This is a genomic window from Paraflavitalea soli (assembly GCF_003555545.1).
Lineage (GTDB): Bacteria > Bacteroidota > Bacteroidia > Chitinophagales > Chitinophagaceae > Paraflavitalea > Paraflavitalea soli.
This window is the reverse complement of sequence record NZ_CP032157.1, coordinates 3,105,795-3,128,936: the sequence shown is the minus strand read 5'-3', so window position 1 is coordinate 3,128,936 and position 23,142 is coordinate 3,105,795. Positions and strand designations below refer to the sequence as shown.

Sequence of the window (23,142 nt, the reverse complement as noted above, 5' to 3'; positions counted from 1 at the left end):
ACATTCGCATAAACGGCCTGTCTATAAACAAACCTGTTTCTTATGTTGAAAAATTATTTTAAGACGGCCTGGCGTAATATTCTTAAAAATAAAGGGTACAGTGCTTTAAATATACTGGGACTGGCTTCGGGAATTGGGGTAGTATTGATCATTTCACTGTGGATCTACACGGAATATTCCTATGACCGGTTCCTGCCTCATTTTGACCAGTTGTACCAGGTTAAAATGAACCATATCAGGGACAAAGGGGAAGTGAATACGATGGATGCTACCTCCTTGCCGCTGGCAGATGTGCTTGCTCATGATATTCCCGAAATTCAATACGTGGCAGAGTCGGACCAGGTACACGAACATGGGCTGATTGCCGGAGAACGCAAACTGCTGCTCGATGGGCAGCAGGTGGGCAGTGATTTTTTGCGTCTGTTCCAGTTCCCGATGCTGCAGGGAGATCGCGCAACCTGTCTTAAGGAACCTTTTTCGATCGTGCTTACGATCTCAACAGCCAGGTCTTTGTTTGGCGATGAGGATCCGATGGGCAAGATCGTGAAACTGGATAATAAAGACGGTATGAAAGTAACGGGGGTACTGAAAGACCCTCCGGGCAACAGTGCTTTCCGCTTCCATTACCTCGTACCCTTTAGTTATTTTGAACAGGCCAAGGACTGGATGAAAGAGGCTCGTTCACAATGGCTGAATAATTCATTCCAGGTATTTGTTGGACTTCGGGAAGGTGTGCGGTATGAGCAGGTGGAGCCTAAAATAAGAAATCTTGTACGGCAGCATACCAAAGAAATGAATTCGGATGTGATGCTGCATCCTATAAAGGACTGGCGCCTGTATTCAGAATTCAAGAATGGCAAGGCGGTAGGTGGTTTTATTGATTATGTGCGGATGTTTGGCATTGTGGGTATCCTGGTGTTATGTATTGCCTGTATCAATTTTATCAACCTGTCTACCGCGCGTTCTGAGAAACGGGCCAGGGAAGTGGGAGTGAGAAAAGCAATTGGCTCAGGCAGAATGGAACTGATCCTGCAATTCCTGGTGGAATCGGTGTTGCTGACCTTTATGGCTTTTGCTGTTTCGGTATTATTGGTACAATTGGTGATTCCTTCTTTTAATACACTGATCAAAAGTTCAGTGCATATTCCTTACGGAAGTCCGGTGTTCTGGCTTATTATGATCGGGTCTATCCTGATGGTAGGGTTGCTGTCGGGCAGCCGGCCGGCTTTTTACCTTTCTTCTTTCCGTCCTGCCAAGGTATTGAAAGGGTCTATAAAAACGGGTAAGGAAGCGGCATTACCCCGCAAGATATTAATGGTATTGCAATTTTCCTGTTCTGTGGCATTGATCATTAGCACGATGGTGATCTATAAGCAAGTGAATTATGTAAAAGAAAGGCCGGTAGGCTACAGGCCTGAAAACCTGATGATGACAAAAATAACGGACGATCTGCAAAGGAATTATGAGGCGCTTAAAACTGAACTGGTGGGGAGTGGTCTTGTGGAGAATATTACCAAAGCGTCGAGTCCGGCTACAGATATTAAGTCGCATACGGTCATTGAGGACTGGCCGCTAAAAACTTCTACAGACAAATTATCGGTAGGGGTGATCTCCACTTCAGATACTTATTTTAATACATTGGGAATCAAATTAAAAAGCGGCCGTTCGTTCTATGAGAACTGGCAGGCTGATACTTCGCGGATAATTATCAATGAGTCGGCTGTGCGGGCTATGCAGCTTACTGATCCTATAGGACAGATCATAACCTGGAATAAGACGCAACGTGCCACGATCGTGGGGGTAGTGGAAGATGCTATTATGGAGTCGCCTTTTACGCCGGTGACCCCTACAATATTTGTGCATGGTCGCGGCGGCAACGATATCATATACCGGCTTAAGGCATCCACCAGGATGAATGAAGCGATAGAAAGAGTAGCAACAGTATTCAACAAATACAATCCTGCTTACCCTTATACTTACTTGTTTGTAAGTGAAGAATATGCCCGCAAGTTCAACCTTGAACTGCTTATTGGCAAGCTGGCCGGGGTGTTTGCGGGGCTGGCTGTTTTTATTTCCTGCCTGGGATTGTTTGGCCTGGTTGCTTTCCTGGTAGACCAGCGGACAAAAGAGATCGGCATCCGCAAAGTGCTGGGTGCTTCGGTGCCTCAATTGTGGTTCCTGTTATCAAAAGACTTTTTCCTGTTGGTACTCATCAGTTGTTGCATTGCTTCACCGATCGCCTGGTATTTTTTACGGGGATGGTTGCTGCAATACGAGTACAGGATATCCATTGGTTTTAGTGTATTTATTGTGGCAACATTACTAGCGCTCCTGATAACATTTTTCACCATCAGTTTTAAATCGATCAGTGCTGCTCTGGTGAGTCCGTCGAAAAGTATGCGGAACGACTAATGTAGTACACTAAGGTTTCTCCCCACCATCTAAGGGACCTGTGAGCGTTGCTGCGCACATGGGGTTTCCTGCCATTTAAAAATACTGTAACATGGGAAAAAGTATCCCTGGCCAACTGAGTTTGGCGTGGCTTGTTCTCTGTATATATATATTGGACATATTCAGGATGTCGAAGATGGAAGCCATACTGACCTCCCGGCTTTGTACGCGGATGGGAAGCTGGCTTGGTCTTGGCATCACGGTCAAAAAGATCAGGATCAGCATTACAGGGAAATTGTATTGTGAAGATATAAAGGTGTACGCCGCTGCTGAAAGAATGGTGATCACGCTCTCTTACCTGATCATAGTTGTGAATTTGCGTGCAATGCTGCAAAGGAAGGTGGCTATCCGGCAATTGCTGGTGGGTAACCTGCATTTCTTATATCGTGGTGGAGTGGCGTCCGCTGCAGTGCCCGGTGGCCGGCCTGCGGCGGGCAGGTCTGAAAAAAGCAAAGAGCTATGGATACAAAGAGGATATTTATTGATGCGGAGCGGATTGAATAGGATGTTCAGGTACCTGCCCGAGCAACTGGTGGTACAACAGGTGAAGGCGGATATAGAACAGGGAAGTGTGTGTGAAGTGGCTGTCTTCGATGGTCTCGTTGTTCGTGATGGTGTTTTTTGTACCATGATGCGTTTTCCTGACCTGGTGTCCCTGCCAATAAAGATGAAAGGCCATATTGACCGGGCACAAAAACGGATTGCTATCGAGGAATTATATCCGTTTGGAAAAGAGAAGGTGCTGCATATTACGCATGGAAAGCGATCGCTCCTGTTGGGGTATAGCTTTTTTTCATGGGAACTGACGTTGACAAGCGCCAGTTTCTTTACTATGCGGATGACGGTAAAGGATGCGGAGGTGCACAACAGCCTTGTGGCCGCAGAAAAAGTATCGTTTTCTCATTTACGCATGAAGCTGGATTGTAGCGTGAACAGGGGCTTTTTTACGATCGAGGACAGTTCGGAAATGGAATACAATTTACTGGCCTGTAAACCCTATGTGCGGTATACGACGGCTGACAGGTCTTTTGCGATCAAGGTAGATTTCAGGAATACTGCTGTGCGGGAGTTCCTGGCCTCTTTCCCTTCTTTCTCCTGCCAGGACCTGTACCAGGTTGATTGTGGTGGTCATTTATCCTTCGATGCATTTTTATCTTTTTCATTGAAGCATACGGATAAGGCTGTTTTTCATACAAGGCTGGTGAAAGACAAGTTTACGATCCGGAAAATGGACAATACCTGTTTTTATCACCTGCATGGTCCTTTTGTACACCATGTATATGACAACGGCCGGTTTGTGAAAACGATCGAATCAATGCCCGGGAAGGAATGCTTTAGCCGGCTGGATGAAATGCCGGAAAAACTGTACAAAACGATCATCAATACGGAAGACCCTAATTTCTTTGTACACAAAGGCACTGATATTTCCTTTATTGGCTATGCGCTGCTGCAAAACCTGCAGCAAAGGCGGGTGGTGCGTGGTGGCAGCACGATCACGATGCAACTGGCCAGGAACCTGTACCTGAATCACAAAAAAAGTGTATACCGGAAGATCGAAGAGATCGTGATCGCGTGGTTACTGGAAACGGGATTAACGCTGCCCAAGAAGCGGATCCTAGAGATCTACTTAAACATTATAGAGTTTGCGCCCGGCGTATACGGCATTAAGGAAGGCTGCCGATATTATTTTTCGAAGATACCCCGCGATCTGTCTGTTACGGAATGTATTGTGCTAACGTATATTATTCCCCGGCCGAAGCATTTTGATGAGGCCTTGTTAATGGACTCGGATCAACTCAAACGCAACCTGAAGAAACATATAGAGACTGTTTCGCGATCAGTGCTCTCCAATGGCATCATCAGCGCAAAAGATTTTTCAGAGATCAATTACGTATTGCCTATCCGGAACAAGGTGGTTGATATGTCCATGCTGGAAAGCGCCACCACTATTTACTAAATAATCATCGCTTATAATTATGGCTATTATTGCTTTTCTTATCGATAATAAGGAAGGACATATTATTCCTTCGATCAAGCTGGCTTTTCATTTGAAAGAAAGGGGACATGACATTGTGTACCTGAGTGTAACAGATAATGAAGCTATTATAAAAGAGCAGGGATTTGCTTTTCATGCTGTGTTCACGGATGTATACCCAAAGGGATTTAACGAATCGAATAAAAGGAATATGGATGAGGCGTTTGATGATGCGGAGATTAAAAGCCGACATTTGTATAAGCTCATGGAAGGAGAGCTGGATACGTTCTTTGCTGCCGTAAAACCAGATCTGTTCATTATAAGCAGTTTTCTGAATATTGAGATCCTCTTATTGCATTATAAATATGGGATCAGGCCCTTGTTGCTGACCACTTATTTAAGAAAGCCGGGAGCGGGCTTTGTGCAGGAATGTATCGATACGATCATGGACCTTCCCGGAGACACGGCCGGGGATATTATTGGTTTTGCAGAGGGATTGGGGATTGATTTTACCTCCTTACAGGACCTGTTGCTGCCATTGAATGAACTGCATGAGCTGATCCTTTGTCCCGCGGAACTGGAGATGGAACTGATAACGCCCAATGACAAAGTACACTATACAGGGCCGTCGATATGGACAAACAGACGAGGAGGGGAAATTCCTGACTGGAGCGCCATAAAGCCAGGGGCCCATATCATCTATGGGTCGCTCGGATCTTATGCGGTGAGCTATGGGGCAGCCTGCGCACAGTTCTTTGTTATTATGATGCAGGTAATGCGGCATAAGGACCTGCAGGGACATCATTTAATACTTTCGGTAGGAAACGAGTTTGATACCAGGGAACTGGGTATTGTTCCGGACAATGTAACGCTGATGCGATGGACCAGGCAAACGGAGGTGTTGCAACGGGCTTCGCTGGTAGTTACGCATGGAGGGCTGGGCTCTATCAAGGAGAGTGTTTATTACGGAGTGCCGATGATCGTTTTTCCCATCCGGTATGACCAGGTACGAAATGCTACGCTGGTTGACTACCATAAGTTGGGACTACGCGGCCATATCGAGGCATTATCTGAAGAAGATATGCGGACAAAAATACTGTATGTATTAAAGAATGATACGATCAGGCGGAATATCAAAAAGATGCAGCTGGTATTTGAAGAAAAAGAAAAGGAGCAGATAGGGGTTGCTGTTGCGGAGCGTATGTTACCGGAGCTTGTGGCTCCGCACTACCGATCGCATGTTTCGTAAAAACCGAAGCAGAATTGCGTAAAACCTTTACTGCAATAAGGGTTGTTTGAATTTACCTTAGATACCTGGTTTTAAGTATAAACGATTTCCAGCAGTATGTACTACACTTTACCGTAGCGATAGCTATGGTCTCAACCGCCTTACTGCCGGTTGGTATAATACATTACCCGATCCGGGTGTTTCCAGATACTATTTATTGCGGTTGTTATTTCTTCATGCTGATACGTTTGGTTCATGCAACAATACAATCTTACTGTTTCGCAAAAGCTGATATGGCTTGACCAGCTTATTGCTACGGGGTCTTCAAAATACAATATCGGGGGATATGCCTGTTTACAAGGACCCCTTAACGAGGTACTGTACCATCAGGCGATCCGGACGGTGCTTGCTTCGCAGGAAGTGTATGCTTCGCAGTTTTTGGATACGGCCAACGGCCCTTCTTGTTATATGGGGGATGTGCAGGGCTATTACCAGGATGAAACGATGGACTTTTCCGCATCGGCCGATCCGGCAGCAGCGGCAATAGACTGGATGACAAAGGATTTTGGTACTGCCTTTGAGATTGAGCACACGTTCTTATTTACTTTCCGCCTTATTAAGATAGATGGTTCCACTCATTTCTGGTATGCCAAGATCCATCACCTCATTAGTGATGGCTGGTCGTTCAGGTTGTTGCTGAACCAGGCTGCGGCAGCGTACAGGGAGTTGGGAAAGGATACTGCTTATACCATGCCTTCGTACCGGTACAGTGATTATGTATTGGATGATGAAGCGTATTATGGGTCGGCAGAGTCTGCAAAGGACCGGGACTTCTGGTTGCAGGAGTACCGGCAGGTTCCTGCTGAACTGGTGCCCCGGCATCCTTTTTCAATGGAAGGGGATGATGGGTATACGGGTTCAGGCAGCGAAGTACTTTATCTTTCGGGCGCCACCAAAGAGGGGTTGAAAAAGATTGCGGACAGCAACCGGGTGTCGCTCTTTCATGTTTTTATGAGCTTGTTCCTCATTTATTTCAGCAGGACCAGGCAACAGCCGAATATGGCGTTTGGCACTCCTGTACTGAACAGGGGGAAGAAAATATACAAACAAACGGCCGGGGTATTTATGAACCTGCTGCCCATCAGATTTGACCTGGGAGGCGCTGGCCGGTTTGGTGAAGTGTTGCAGGTGGTGAAACAAAAAATGCTCGCGGTACTCAAACACCAGCGTTATCAATATGGCAACCTGGTAAAGGACCTGCGACTGCCGGGCAATAAACCATTGTATGATGTCAGGGTATCGTATGAGGATTTTGACTTTGCGGATGATTTTGGCGGGTTGAAAGCAAATGCAGTGGCTTTTTCCAATCACGAAGAAACAGATAAGCTGGCTATTTACCTGCGGGATTACCATGGCGAGGGGTTTGATGTACGGTTTGTATACCGCAAAGACCATTTTACGCAAGCGATGATCAGGTCTGTTTGTGAGAGCCTGCAAGAGCTGGTGAACGCTTTATTGGTGGAAGGGGATCTTGTTGTGGCCGAAGCAGCCCTTTTGGGAAATCCAGAAAAAGAAGAATTGTTATCTCATGCGGTAGGTCCGGTAAGAGAACAGGATACACAATGTGTGTGGGAGTTGTGGAACCGGTCGAAGGTGCTGAACAGGGATCGTATGGCTATTTCCTGCTGCAACGGTTCATTCACGTATGGGGAAATAGACAGGCAGGTAATGGACTTATTGCCGCGCTTACAAGGGAAGGCAACAGGCCATGGGGGGAAGATTGCCTTATTACTGCCACGTTCTCAACAGATGATCACCGGGATCCTGGCGAGTATGGGTGCAGGTCTTTGTTATATACCATTGGATATAGAAACGCCTGCCCATCGTATTGAATTGATCCTGCAGGATGCAGGATGCTCGCTGGTATTGACAGCTGCAGGTGTATTGGAAAAGAAACCCGGCGGCCAGGGGGTTGAGGTGCTTGAGATCGAGGCATTGTTGAAGGAGGAATTACCGGTCAAGCCTGTGGAGCAGGTAGCGCCTGCAGGCAACGCGCCCTGTTATATTATTTATACGTCGGGTACTTCGGGTACACCGAAGGGAGTGGTGATCCCGCATGCTGCCATGGCGGATTATGTGGGCACTTTTGGAGCCTACTTCCAACTGACAGCCGCTGATATCTTCCTGCAGCAATCTTCCATCAGTTTTGATACTTCGGTAGAAGAGATATTTCCCTGCCTGGTTTCAGGGGGGCGCTTGCATGTCCTCGAAAACCGCCGTGATCTTGCCGGTTTTGTAGAGGCTATTGAACGGGAAGGAATAACAGTGATCAGTACTACTCCCTTTGTGGTGAAGTGCTTAAATGAACAGCCATTGCCTTCCAGTGTACGCATAGTGATCAGTGGCGGCGACGTTCTAAAGCGGGCTTATACAGACAGGTTACTTCAGCAGGGAATAGCTGTTTATAATACATACGGGCCTACAGAGGCCACGGTGTGTGCTACCTATTACCGGGTTAATAGTGATGACACGATCATACCTATCGGCAAACCTATTGCCAATAAAGAGGTCTATATACTGGACGATAATTTACAGCCGCAGCCATTTGGTGTGGAGGGTGATCTATTTATTGCGGGTATGGGCCTGGCGCTGGGGTATGTAAATAGCGAAATACTTACGCGGGAAAAATTTGTGGCGCATTTTAGGACGCCAGGAAGGAAGATGTACAGGACAGGGGATAAGGGCATGGTATTGCCTGATGGAAATATCCTTTTCAAAGGAAGAAAGGATAGTCAGTTGAACTACCGGGGTTACCGGATCGAATCGGCTGAAGTAGAAAGAGCCGTGCTCAACTTGCCAGGTATTACAGAATGTATAGTTGATATCAAAGAATTACAGGATACGCCGTTGCTGACGGCTTATATCAAAATGACAGATCAGTCAGCCAGCTCGCCTGGGGCCTGGAAACAGGCGTTGCGGAAAGTGCTGCCTGCTTATATGGTGCCCGATGTGTGGGTGGTGATGGAAGAATGGCCATTGTTGCTGAATGGAAAGGTTGACAGGAGAGGACTGCCAGACATAGCACCTGATATGCTTCGTTCTTCGGAGGAGTCACTGAGTCTTCCACAAACAGCGGTAGAGGAAAAAATGGTGGCTATCTGGAAAGAAGTACTACAACAGGATATTATTGGTACCAATGAATCCTTTTTTGACCGGGGCGGGCATAGCCTCAACATTATGCAACTGGTGAATCAGTATGCCCTCGCCTTTGAGGTGAAATTGTCCATTGCCGATCTGTTTCGCCATACCACCATTGCAGCACATGCTTTGCTGGTCGATGGGCATACCGGAGTTGATAATACTGTTATCACGCTGGCTGAAACGGCGGCTGACTATCCGGTTTCGGACGGGCAGCGCCGGTTGTGGTTATTGAGCCAATTGGAAGGGGCTTCGCGTGGTTATCACCTGGCGGGTTCTATTGACCTGGGCCATCAATATGACAGCACATTCCTGGAACTGGCTATCAGAAAAGTGATTGCCCGTCATGAAATATTAAGAACAGTGTTCAGGCGCAATGAAGAAGGGGTATTGAGGCAGGTTATTTTGCCTTATGTTGATACGCTGTTCACCCTGGTCACCGACAACGTGGGAACACCACCACCGGGGGGCACGAATAGCTGGCAACAGTTGTTTGTGGCAGCTCCCTTTGACCTGGAGAAAGGATTGTTGTTCAGAGCAGGTGTAGTGAAAAAACAGGATGGAGACTACCAGTTTCATTATTGTATGCACCATATCATCAGCGATGGGTGGTCGATGGAATTGCTGAAGGAAGAAATATTCGGCTATTATCAAAGTTATCATAAAGGGATAGAACCCGTTGCGCAGGCACTTCGGATCCAGTACAAGGATTACGCGGAGTGGCAGCAATCGGAGTTAGGAACAGCAGGCATGCAGGTGCATAAGCAGTATTGGCTGCAACAATTGTCGGGCAAACTGCCAGTGCTTGATCTGTCATTTGGAAAAAAGCGGCCTGCTGTCTTTACCCATCGCGGGTACCGGATAGCCAGGGTTATTCCGAAAGGATTGACGCAGGGGCTTCATCACCTGTGCAGGCAGCAGGAGGGTACCTTGTTTATGGGATTGCTGGCGGTACTCAAGGCCTTGTTATTTCGATATACAGGACAGGAAGATATCATTGTGGGGGTGCCGGTAGCGGGCCGTTTGCAGGCAGCGCTGGAAAACCAGATTGGCTGCTATATCAATACCCTTGCTTTGCGTACGCAGCTGGAGAAGACCAGCACACCGGAATCGCTGATAAAAAATATTCGCGCAGTGACCTTAGCCGCGTATGAACACCAGGCCTTTCCTTTCGACAGGCTGGTGGAAGAACTGGGTGTTGCCCGCAACCTCAGCCATGCGCCGGTATTTGATGTGATGGCTGTATTGCACAACCAACCCGGTGGAGCTGCTGCTGCCATTCCGCAGTCTGTGGAAGCGGATATCGAAGAAGGTCCGGTAGGAGTGAACTTCGACCTGCTGTTGAATTTCAGGGAAGGTGAAAACGGCTACCAGTTTTGGATCGATTATAACCTTGACATTTTTGATCAATCATCGATTATAAGTCTTACGGAGCATTATCAGGCATTGCTACAGCGCTTTGTTGAGCATCCTGCCATGCCATTGCAGCAGCTTGATCTTTTGCCTGCCGGAGAAAAGGCGGTGTTGTTGACGCAATTCAATAATACAGCTACTGATTACCGGCGGGATGTGACGATGGTGGGCGTCTTTGAAGAAATGGCCGACAGGCAGCCGGATAGTCTGGCGGTGCAGGATGACCTGCAACAACTTACTTACCGGCAACTGGATGAACAGGCTACACGCCTGGCCCGGTGGATTACTGAGCAGCTAAGACATGATGGATCGCCCATACCGGTGTGCATGGACCGATCGGCGGACATGGTCATTGTCTTATTAGCGATCCTGAAAACCGGCGCAGCTTATATACCGATCGATCCTGCTTATCCGCCGGAGCGTATCGGGTATCTGCTGGAAGACAGCGGAGCTAATCTATTGATCTCTCATAGGCGGTACGTTGACCTGGTACCAGCGGTAAAGGGGATTGATCTTATATGGTACGATGAGGCGATCAGCGGTATCAATGCGATGCCTGCCACCCGCCTGGAGAAAGACATTCAACCTAATGACCTTGCTTATATCATTTATACTTCAGGTTCTACCGGACAACCCAAAGGGGTAATGATCGAACATACTTCGGTCATTAATCTAATTGAGTGGCATATCAGGAAATACGATGTATCGCCCGGATCAAGGTCTACAGTAATGGCGGGTGTAGGATTTGATGCCAATGCCCTGGAGATTTGGTCGGGTCTGTTGTCGGGATCCTGTTTGTTTGTTATCGATAACGAGATGCGGCTGCAAAGTGACCAGCTAGATGCCTTCTATTGTGGGCATAAGATCACCCATGCTTTTGTGCCGCCTGCCTTGATACCCGCATTGGTAGCCAGCCGCGGAGATGGCGATATGGCATTACAGTATATATTGATAGGGGGAGACAGATTGCCTTTTGTGGATGTGTCTGGTTTACCCTATACACTGGTGAATCAATACGGTCCCACTGAGTGTACGGTGATGGTGACGGATTATCCCATAGCCAGGGATAATAAAAAGATACCGCTTATAGGTAAGCCAATTGCCAATACGCAATTGTATATATTGAATGGGGCGATGCAGTTATCGCCTATTGGAATAGCCGGAGAAATATATGTAGGCGGTGCAGCGCTGGCCAGGGGCTACTGGCATAAGGAAGCATTGACGGCAGAACGATTTGTAGCCAACCCTTTTGCTCCCGGAGAAAGATTATACCGTACGGGCGATATGGGCCGTTGGCTGGAAGATGGGAATATAGAATACCTGGGCCGTGCGGATGAACAGGTGAAAGTGCGTGGTTATCGCATCGAGCCGGGAGAAGTAGAATATGCATTGGCGGCAATAGCTGGCATCGATGGCGCACTGGTGGTGGCGGTGGAGGCTGCTGATGGTCAGAAATACCTGGCAGGCTATGTAGTAAGCCAGGAATTGACTGATGTGCGGTCGATAAAGGAATTGCTGGGCCGTCAGCTGCCCGGGTATATGGTGCCCACTTATATCATTGTATTGGATGCCTGGCCCTTAACGGCCAATGGCAAGATAGATAAACGGGCGCTTCCTGAGCCTGGTGTGGAAGGAACGCTAACAGAGGGATATGAAGGGCCGGCCAATGCTACAGAAGAACGTGTAGCGCTGATCTGGCAGGAGGTATTGCACCAGGCTACGGGTATTGGTGTGCTGGATGATTTTTTTATGCGGGGCGGTCACAGTCTTCGCATGATGCAGTTGTTGAATCATTATTACCAATGGTTTGGTGTGAAGCTAACGATCGCAGAATTGTTTGCGCATACAACGATCCGCAGTCAATCGGCATTGATAGCGGGTAAACAGGTAACCGGTTATAGCAACATTGCCCAGGCGCCGCCTGCAGCAGACTATCCTTTATCGGATGGGCAACGGCGTTTGTGGATGCTTAGTCAACGACAGGATCAGGCATTTGCGTATAGCATGCCGGGCCAACTGCACCTGGAAGGGGATCGATCCATTGATCACCTGCAACGTGCCATCCATGCGGTGATAGCCCGTCATGAAATACTGCGCACAGTATTCCGTGAAAACGAAGCGGGAGAAGTACGTCAGGTAGTATTATTGCCGGAGCAGTCAAACTTTACGCTGCTTTATGAAGACCTGACGGCAAGGACTGCAACGGTGACGGCTTATATCCAAAACTTGTCTTCCCTGCCATTTGATCTGCAACAGGGACCGCTACTTCGTGCCACACTCCTCAAGACAGGTGATCAGCAGTATATTCTTCATTACAATATGCACCATATCATCAGCGATGGGGTGTCGATGGAGGTATTGGGCCGGGAAGTGCTGGGGTATTATGAAGCATTCATGAAAAATGACAACCTGGTATTACCTGGTTTACGGATACAGTATAAAGATTATGCTCACTGGCAACAACAGCAGTTGGCCACTGAGTCGTTCAAGGCGCATCAATCGTACTGGCAGCAGCAACTGGGAGGTGAATTGCCGGTATTGGTATTGCCGGCCGACAATGCCAGGCCGCCGGTGTTTACGCACAATGGGTATTGTTTGGCTACCACCATCGATGCCGAAGTGATTGAACCATTCCGTCGTATATGCCAGGATGCAGGAGCTACTTTCTTTATGGGATTGGTAACGGTATTGAAAGCCTTGTTTTACCGCTATTCAGGACAGGAAGATATTATAATTGGTACACCGGTCGCGGGGCGTGAGCATCCGGAACTGGAAAACCAGATCGGGTTTTACCTCAATACGCTGGCCTTGCGTACCCGATTTAGTGGGGAAGATGGGTTTCTTACCTTGTTGGATAAAGTAAAGGCCACCACACTGGCAGCTTATGAGCACCAGGCCTATCCGTTTGACAGGCTGGCAGAGGAAGTGAACAGGCGGCAGGATACCAGCCGCTCGGCACTCTTTGATGTGATGCTGACACTGCAGAACCAATATACAGCAGGAGATACCAGGAGTGCAGATATTTTGGTGCAGGAAGGTATTACAGAGAAGGGCGATACGCCTGTGAAGTTTGACCTGTTGCTGAGCTGTACGGAAGTAAAGGAAGGGTTGGTGATGAACGTACGCTTCAACAAAGACATTTATGATACCGCAACGATCGGCCGTCTGATCGTTCATTTTACACATTTCCTGAAGGCGGTGTTGGCGGCGCCCGGGTTGCCGATTAGCCGGCACCAATACCTGTCAACGGAAGAAATACAGCAATTGACGGCAGGCATCAACATCAATGAATCGACCTATCCACGTGATAAGACAATGGTAGATCTGTTCAGGCTACAGGTACAGCAAACGCCGCATGCGATTGCAGTGGCAGGTGATACGGAACAACTGACCTATGTGGAGCTGGATCAACGAAGCAATCAATTGGCCCGTTACCTCGTGCAGCAGGGCATTGGCAGAGAAGACCGGGTGGTGATCTCCGCCAAAAAAACAGCGGGCCTGATCGTTGGGTTATTGGGTATTATGAAGGCGGGCGCTGTCTTTGTGCCGGTAGATCCTTCTTTTCCTGCAGACAGAAATCAATATATTTTTAACGATACGGGCTGTAAGCTGATCCTGGCCGAAAAGGAATTGCCGGGACTGGCGGGTATTGCAGCCGACATCAGAGTGGCAGATATACATCATGACTGGGCCACCATTGGCCAGGAGGCTGCAACAGCCCTGGATATTGACATCCATCCTGAGCAACTGGTATATATTATTTATACATCAGGGTCTACCGGACGGCCCAAAGGGGTAATGATCGAACACCGATCGCTGGTAGACCATGTGTATGGCATTATACCAGGAGCCCGGCTTGCCGGTTGTGCCTCCTTTGCTTTGCCGGCTTCGCTGGCAGCGGATGCTTACCATTCGATGCTATTTGCAGCGCTTACGCTTGGCAGCACGGTGCATGTGCTCACGGATGAAGTATTGCATGATGGCACAGCACTGGTCAATTATTTTAAAGAACATAAGATCGATTGTCTCAAGATATTTCCTTCCCTGTGGCTTTCCTATGCCCGTGAGCAAATGCTGGTACTGCCTGTAAAACGGCTGCTGTTTGGCGGGGAAGGTTTCTCTCAAAAAATAATGGGACTTCTCAAAGACCAGGGATACAAAGGAGAAGTGTATAATCATTACGGACCCACAGAAACGACCATCGGGGTATTGTTGCACCCGGTAGATGCGAACAGGTCATATAGTAAAGTGCCTGTTGGAAAACCTTATTCGCATACCAGGGTGTATGTGCTGGATAAGGCATTGCAGCCTTGTCCTGTAGGTGTTACAGGCGAACTGTTTGCCGGAGGAGATGGGGTGGCGCGTGGATACCTGAATAACAGTGCACTGACCGCAGAGAAATTTATAGAAGATCCTTTTTTACCAGGAAGCAGGGTATACCGTACTGGCGACCAGGTAAAATGGCGGTCTGATGGTAATATTTACTATGAGGGGCGCATCGATGACCAGGTAAAAGTAAGGGGTTACCGGATCGAGTTACCGGAAATTGAGTTTGCGTTACAGCAATTGCCCGGCATCCAGTCTGCAGCAGTAGTGGTGCATACAGATGCAGCGGAAGAAGAAAAAGTATTGGTGGGTTATTATACCAGTGCGGAAGGGAAAGCCCCGGCGGATATCAGAACGCAATTGGGCAATTTATTACCTGACTACATGATACCGGGGAGGTTGATCCGGCTGGAAAAGATACCGCTTACAGCCAATGGAAAAACGGACAGGAAACAATTGCCTTTAACAGCTGCCACAGAGCCAGTCAGTGAAAAGGTATTCAAAGCGCCAGAAAATGAACTGGAAGCCTTGTTGCTGGAGATCTGCAGCAAAATATTGAAAAAAGAAATTGCCGGTGGTATGGATGGCAGCTTCTTTGAGTCCGGCGGCGATTCGATCAAGGCCATTTTGCTGGCCAGCCGTTTGAAACAAAAAGGATTTACAGTAACGATCGGCGATATCCTGCGCTATCCGGTGCTGCGTGAACTGGTATTGCAAATTCACAAGACAGGGAGCCATGTTGTAAAAGATACCAGGGAAGAAACTACTACAGACGGAGAAGTACCATTAACGCCGGTACAGGCCAGGTTTTTCGATCAATCGTTTACCAACAAACAACATTATAACCAATCGGTGTTATTATACCGGAAGGGAGGCATCGATGAAGCGTTGCTGCGTCAATGCCTGCAGGAAATAGTGAATCGTCACGATGCTTTGCGGATGGTGTACAGGCTCACAAATGATGAATGGAAGGGATACAGCCGGGGAACAGTGGAGCATGGCTATCACCTTGCCATACACCACCTGGAGCAGGAAGGCAATAACGAGGAAAAGCTGAAACAAATAGCAGAGAGGCTGCAGGCTTCTATAGACCTGGAAAAAGGACCGCTGTTGAAAGCTGCGCTGTTTCACCGGCAGGATGGCGACCGGTTGTTGCTGGTCATTCATCACCTGGCAACGGATGGAGTGAGCTGGCGCATATTACTGGAAGATATCTCTACGATCTATACACAGCTTAGCAAAGGGGAAGGCCTGCCACCGGCCGGGGATGGCTCCAGTTACAGGCAATGGGCCTTACAGCAAGCGGCCTATGCCAACAGTGAAGAGGTGGAACAAGAACTACCCTACTGGCTGGCTACGCAGGAAGCGGCGCCCCAAAGACTGCCGACGGATCATAGCGGCGGTGCGAATAGGGAAAAAGATGCGGGGCAGGTGGGTTTCGAGTTGGACGAGGTGCAAACGGGGCAGTTATTGTCAACCATTCACCATGCGTATAATACCCGTGTAAATGATGTGTTGCTTACTGCTTTGAGTATATCGGTAAAGAAAACATTTGACAGATCAGCCATACTGATCAACCTCGAAGGACATGGTCGTGATGGGTATTTGTCTGGCATAGAGGTGCATCGTACGGTAGGCTGGTTTACTAATATATACCCGGTAGTAACGGATATCAGTGATTGTGATACTGATATAGACAGCCTGATCGCTATTAAGGAAACGATCCGGAAAGTACCCGGAAATGGGGGCGGATATGGCTTCTTGCGGTACAGACAAGGAAAAGGAGTTTCTCCGTTGGTGCAGATGCCGGAACCTTCCATCCTGTTTAATTACCTCGGCGATTTTGGGACAGGAGCGGCCACGGTTTCGGGAGAAGCTGCTTTTGATTTCTCGACCGGTTATACCGGTAAAGAAGTAGATGCAGCTCATGAACGTAAAGAGTTGTTAACGGTTACGGGTATCGTAATAGGCGGGAAACTGTCTATTACGATCCGGTACAGTCCTGACTCGTATGAGGAGGCCACGATGCGCAGGTTGCTTCACCAGTATGAAACCAGCCTTAAAAGCCTTGTTACAACACTGCACGCTGTAAAGAAAAGTTTTGTTACGCCCGCTGACCTGATCTACCAGGGGTTGACGAGGAAGGAATTGCAGCAACTGAATGAAGATGGACCCGTAGAAAATATATATGGGCTATCACCGCTGCAGGAAGGTATTTATTATCACTGGCTGGCGCAGCAGGATGCCGGCGCCTATATAGAACAGCTTGCCTATAGGTTGAATGGAAAGCTTGATATTGGAGTATTGCAGAAAAGTTATGGCTACCTGGTCAACCGGCATGCGGTGTTGCGCACTTCCTTTCACCATGAATATGGTGCGGGCACGCTGCAGGTAGTGAGAAAAGAAGTGGCGGTGGATTTCAGGCATAAGGTATTGCCCGCCACAGCCGACAGGGACCTTTGGCTCATGCGCTACAAAGAGGAAGACCGGCGGGAAGGGTTTGCCGTGGATAGCCAATCGCAAATGCGGCTGACGGTGCTCGACCTGGGGCAGGAGCAATATGAATTTATCTGGACAAGCCATCATATCCTCATGGACGGATGGTGCAGGGGCATCCTGATCAAAGAATTGTACACGATCTATAAAAGTTTTCTTAATGGTGAAACGCCATCGTTAACCAGAGTAACTCCTTATGCTAACTATATTCAATTCATTGCCCGACTGCAGGATACGGTCAGTAAAAATTACTGGGCGCATTACCTGGCTGGTTATACTACCACCGCCACAGTGCCTTTCAAGGCTACACACCAGGGGCCGGTCAATTATGTAGCCAGGCATCAATCACTTTATTTCAATGCTGAACAGGTAGTTGGCATCAGGCGTTTGTGCCGTGGGTGTGGTGTAACGGAGAGTGTATTTGTGCAGGCAGTTTGGGCATTCTTACTGAGCCGGTATAATAACAGCAAGGATGTTGTGTTTGGTTTGGTAGTATCGGGCCGGCCGGCAGAACTGGACGGTGTGGAAAACATGATCGGGTTGTTTATTAATACCTTGCCTGTACGGGTGCAATTGGAAGCAGGCATGACGATGAAGGAACTGCTGCAAAAGATACAGGCTGATGCCATTGCTGGTGTACCGCATCATTATCTGCGGCTGAGCGAACTACAAACGATCAGCGGCTTGGGCAACCAGTTGTTCGATCATATCCTTACCTACGAAAATTACCCGGTAGAGCAGCTGATAGGAAACAAGGGGCCTGACCTCGACGGACTGGAAGGGTTGTCCTTGCTGGGCGCCGAAGTAAGGGACCAAACGAACTATGATCTTACGGTAATGGCTGTTCCCGAGGGGGAGGGCATGTACATAAAGCTGGGATATAACGGGGCATTGTTTACTGATGAGGCTATCCTGCGCATAAAGACGCACCTGGAGCAGGCGGTCAACTTTATAATCAGGCATGAGGAGACATCCTTGTCGGCCATCGAATACCTGCCCATGCGGGAAAGGCAATTGCAGGTCGAACGTTTTAATACGGCAGTTGCCGGATCCCTGGCAGGCAAAACGATCATCGACTTGTTTTATGAACAGGTAGATGCTATGCCGGATGATATAGCGGTAGTGTGCGGTGGATCGGTGTTGAGTTACCAGGCGCTGGATGCACTGAGTAATCAATGGGCGCATTACCTGGTAGGCAAGGGCATCAAACCAGGTACGCTGGTACCACTTTGTACCAGGCGGTCAACGGGATTCCTGGTGGCCATACTGGGCATCATCAAAGCGGGTGCTGCGTATGTGCCCATCGATCCTTCTTATCCGGCAGAGCGCATTGGCCATGTGCTGAATGACCTGGCTGCGCCTTTTGCTATTGTTCATGAAGACTATACATCGTTATTTACTATATCGGATAGTGCTACTTTCCTGTGCACAGAAAACAACAATGCAGAGGTGTTGGCATGTGCTGAGAGCCGGATGGAGTATAGGCCACAGGCGAATGACCTGGCCTATGTGATCTATACATCGGGTTCCACCGGAAGGCCCAAGGGAGTTATGATCGAGCATGGCGGCGTGGTGAATTTAAGCCGGGGTCAAGCTGTAGAGCTCGGCATCACCAGGGGTTCGGTGGTGCTGCAATTTGCTTCCCCTGCCTTCGATGCTTCCTGTTATGAGCTATTCAATACACTGCTTAATGGCGGAAAACTGGTAGTGGCCACGGCAGAAGAGATCCATTCACCCGCCTTGTTGGCAGATATGGTGAGGAAAGAAGCTGTAGAGGTGGCCGTTTTACCGCCGTCCTTGTTGCCGGCTATCCGGGAAGGCATCGGCTCGCTGAAGACTTTGGTGTCGGCAGGAGAGCCCCTGAACCGGGAACTGGCCCGTTCGATACAGTCGCTGGGTATTCATCTTATTAATGCTTATGGTCCTACGGAAAATACAGTATGTGCAACTTTATCGCATGACCCTGTATTGGCAGATGGTAAAGTGACGATCGGCAAACCCATTCGCCAGGTCACTATTCATATACTGGATTACGAAGGAGGCTTATTGCCGGTAGGTATTGCCGGAGAAATATGTATTGGTGGCGCACAGGTAGCGAGGGGCTATTTTAACCGTGCTGATCTCACAGCGCGGCAATTCATCAAAGACCGGTTTAGTGAAAAAGAAAATGCGAGGTTGTATCGTACGGGCGATATAGGCCGTTGGCTGGAAGATGGGAATATAGAATACCTGGGCCGTGCGGATGAACAGGTGAAAGTGCGTGGTTATCGCATCGAGCCGGGAGAAGTAGAATATGCACTGGCGGCAATAGCGGGCATCGATGGCGCACTGGTGGTGGCGGTGGAGGGTGCTGATGGTCAGAAATACCTGGCAGGCTATGTAGTGAGTCAGACATTAACCGATGTGCGGTCGATAAAGGAATTGCTGGGTCGTCAGCTGCCCGGGTATATGGTGCCCACTTATATCATTGTATTGGATGCCTGGCCCTTAACGGCCAATGGCAAGATAGATAAACGGGCGCTTCCTGAGCCTGGTGTGGAAGGAACGCTAACTGAGGAATATGAAGGGCCGGCCAATGCTACAGAAGAACGTGTAGCGCTGATCTGGCAGGAGGTATTGCACCAGGCTACGGGTATTGGTGTACTGGATGATTTTTTTATGCGGGGCGGTCACAGTCTTCGCATGATGCAGTTGTTGAATCATTATTACCAATGGTTTGGTGTGAAGCTAACGATCGCAGAATTGTTTGCGCATACAACGATCCGCAGTCAATCGGCATTGATAGCGGGTAAACAGGTAACCGGTTATAGCAACATTGCCCAGGCGCCGCCTGCAGCAGATTATCCTTTATCGGATGGACAACGGCGCTTATGGGTATTGAGCCAGATAGAACAGGCATCGCAGGCTTACCACTTATCGGGTCAGCTGCTGGTGCAGGGAGACCAGGTAAATGATCACCTGCAACGTGCCATCCATGCGGTGATAGCCCGTCATGAAATACTGCGCACAGTATTCCGCGAAAATGAAGCGGGAGAATTGAGGCAGGTTGTTTTACCAATTGAAGAAGCTGTTGTTACCCTGCATTTCTTTGATGCCCGTGAAATGCCGGCTGCGGCGCAGGAAATATATGTACAGCAGGAAGCAGCCAGGCCGTTCAGGTTGTCGGAAGGTCCATTATTGCGTGCGGGATCAATGCAGGTAGGGGAAGGGCAATATCTTTTTCACTTTACGATGCACCATATTATCGGTGATGGCTGGTCAATGAATGTGCTGGCAAAAGAGGTATTTGACTTGTTCACTGCTTATCAGCAGGGTGTAGAACAGGCGCTTCTTCCCTTGCGTATCCAATACAAGGATTATGCGGTATGGCAGCAAAGTCAGGCTCAAACAGATTTTGCTGCGCACCGGGCTTATTGGCTCCGCCAATTGGGAGGCGTTCTTCCGGTATTGTCCTTACCGGTGCGTAATGCGCGGCCGCCTGTATTCACTTATCGCGGACATAGCTACTCAACGATCATCGGCCCGGCACTCACGCACGCGTTGAAGAATTATTGCAGGCAGCACCAGGCTACTTTATACATGGGATTACTGGCCGGCATGAAAATGCTTTTATACCGCTATACCGGACAGGAAGATATTATTGTAGGCAGTCCTGTATCGGGCAGGGAACATATAGAGTTGGAAGGCCAGCTGGGTTTTTACCTCAATGCGCTGGCGCTGCGCAGCAGCATTAAAGGGCAAGACGACTTCAGTAGTTTATTGGGTCAGGTACAACAAACGGTACTGGCTGCTTATGAACACCAGTCTTATCCGTTTGACAGGATCATTCATGAAATGGACCTGAAGCGCGATACAAGCCGCTCAGCGCTGTTTGATGTATGGCTGGACCTGCATGCGGATGTAACTGCTGACAAGAACGATACGCATCGTGATGAACAATCATCTTACGACATCATAGACCAGGGAAGCCGTCCGGCTAAGTTTGATATTACTTTTATCGTAGAAGACCGGGGCGATGACCTGCAATTGAATGTGGAGTTCAATGTCGATATCTATGGCCATGAAATGATAAAAGGATTTATTGGTCATTATATTAGCCTGTTGACGGCTGCGTTGAATGATCCCTATAAACCAGTTAACCAGCTGGATTATTTGTCAACAGCCGAACTGGTCCGGCTAACGGATCAATTCAGTGGAGGGCCTTCGGCTTATGCAGCTGATCAAACGATCATCGGGTTGTTTGAAGCCAGGGCCAGAGAACATCCGGACACCGTGGCTGTTTCTTTTGATGGAGAGTCTCTGACTTATGGGGAACTCGCCGCGCGCAGCAACCAGTTTGCGCATTACCTCCTCCGCAAAAAAGCAGGTGCAGGAACCTTTGTGGCGGTGTGCATGGACCGGAGTATCGACATGATGGTGGGCATACTGGGTATATTAAAAGCCGGGGCTGTTTTTGTACCGGTGGACCCGGCTTATCCTATTGAGCGGATCAGGTATATACTGAAGGATGTGCAGGCCGGATTGCTGGTTACGCATACAGATCATAAAGAGCAGCTGGAGGAAGTGACAGGGATAACAAAATTCTACACCGACAGGGACTGGATCGCCATTGAAATAGAACCTGCAACACCTGTTCCTGCTACCGTGTCGGCAAACGATCTGGCTTATATTATTTATACTTCAGGTTCAACGGGTGAGCCCAAGGGAGTGATGGTACAGCATGACAACCTGGGCAATTACCTGTATTGGGTGAGGGAAACCTACCTGGGCAATGCGCCGGGCAATTTCGGATTGTATAGCTCCTTGTCATTTGATCTTACGATCACCAGTTTGTTTGGCGCGCTGATCAGCGGCGGACGATTGCACATCTTCCCACAAAAAGCGGAAACAAGTGAGGTATTGTCAGACTACCTGAAGGGTAAGCATGCACTGGATATTATTAAATTAACTCCTGCTCATATCAGTTTAATAGAAGCCTTGAACCTTTCCGCCACTTCGATCAGGACGGTTATCACTGGTGGGGAGGCATTGCTGGACCGGCATGTAGCGATATTGAGACGATTGAACAAGGATATCGTGATCTACAATGAATATGGTCCTACAGAAGTTACCGTAGGTTGTATTGTAGCTAAGACGGGGCATGTGGGCGAGCGCATCACGATCGGCAAGCCCATAACCAATACCAGTGTATATATATTGGATGAATGCCGGCAACCGGTGCCGGTAGGTGTAACAGGTGAACTCTACCTGGCAGGAAGTCAGCTGGCCCGTGGCTACTGGAATAAAGAAGTTATCACGGCCGAAAAATTCATTGACCATCAGATCGGGCAAAGCACGCGTTTGTATAAGTCGGGCGACCTGGGCAGGTGGCTGCCCGATGGCGCTATTGAATACCTGGGTCGTATAGATGACCAGATCAAGATACGCGGCTACCGTATTGAAGCGGGCGAGGTAGAAAATGCCTTGTTGCAGTGGGCAGGGGTAGAGGGGGCTAAGGTGGTGGTGTACGAACCGGTGCCAGGCAATAAAGAACTGGTCGCTTACCTCACAGGCAATAAGGATCTGTCGGTTGAAGACATAAAGGTACACCTACGAAGATACCTGCCCGGGTATATGATACCTGCCCAGTTGGTATTGATCGAACAATTTCCCCTTAATAAGAACGGCAAGATCGATATGGGCAAATTGCCCGGTGTATTGCCGGTTGCCGCTGTAAAATATACTGCGCCGGTTACTGATACGGAAGTAAGACTGATCGAGATCATCGCTTCTGTACTTGGCAGGAATGCCACGGATATTGGTACAGAGGATAACTTCTTTGACCTTGGCGCCAATTCGCTGCTGTTGGTAAAAATGGCCGGTCTGATCAATGAGCGGCTTCAGCAGAACCTGAAAGTGGTCACCTTATTTGAATACGCAAACGTAAAAGAGCTGGCCCGGCATGGTTTTACAGAACCAGTCTATGTTTCACCCTTTGCGCAGGTGGAAGAAGAGGCCGGGCAACAGCTGGACGATGCACTTACGCTATTTGAAGAATAATTTTCATGGTCACCTT

Annotated in this window: 4 protein-coding genes; all 4 read left to right on the top strand. The window is 48.6% G+C overall.

Features of this window, described 5'->3' with window-relative positions; all coding sequences use genetic code 11:
• Positions 1-42 precede the first annotated feature (42 nt).
• Entirely contained in the window at positions 43-2,412 is a 2,370-nt protein-coding gene (locus tag D3H65_RS11520) for an ABC transporter permease (RefSeq protein WP_119050454.1), read from the top strand.
• Positions 2,413-2,503: 91 nt separating this feature from the next.
• On the top strand, positions 2,504-4,408 hold the full coding sequence (locus D3H65_RS11515; RefSeq protein ID WP_119050453.1) for a biosynthetic peptidoglycan transglycosylase: 1,905 nt from the start codon (positions 2,504-2,506) through the stop codon (positions 4,406-4,408).
• Positions 4,409-4,427: 19 nt separating this feature from the next.
• Positions 4,428-5,675, top strand: coding sequence for a glycosyltransferase (locus D3H65_RS11510; protein ID WP_119050452.1), 1,248 nt, complete (start codon positions 4,428-4,430; stop codon positions 5,673-5,675).
• A 234-nt stretch (positions 5,676-5,909) separates the two neighbouring features.
• A complete protein-coding gene (locus D3H65_RS11505; RefSeq protein WP_119050451.1) occupies positions 5,910-23,126 on the top strand; it encodes a non-ribosomal peptide synthetase in 17,217 nt (5,738 codons plus the stop codon).
• The last annotated feature ends 16 nt before the right edge of the window (positions 23,127-23,142 follow it).

Excerpts from the sequence above, each read along its gene's own strand:
- D3H65_RS11505 (WP_119050451.1), top strand. The coding sequence starts at position 5,910 with ATGCAACAATACAATCTTACTGTTTCGCAAAAGCTGATATGGCTTGAC.
- D3H65_RS11520 (WP_119050454.1), top strand. The coding sequence starts at position 43 with ATGTTGAAAAATTATTTTAAGACGGCCTGGCGTAATATTCTTAAAAAT.
- D3H65_RS11515 (WP_119050453.1), top strand. The coding sequence starts at position 2,504 with ATGGGAAAAAGTATCCCTGGCCAACTGAGTTTGGCGTGGCTTGTTCTC.
- D3H65_RS11510 (WP_119050452.1), top strand. The coding sequence starts at position 4,428 with ATGGCTATTATTGCTTTTCTTATCGATAATAAGGAAGGACATATTATT.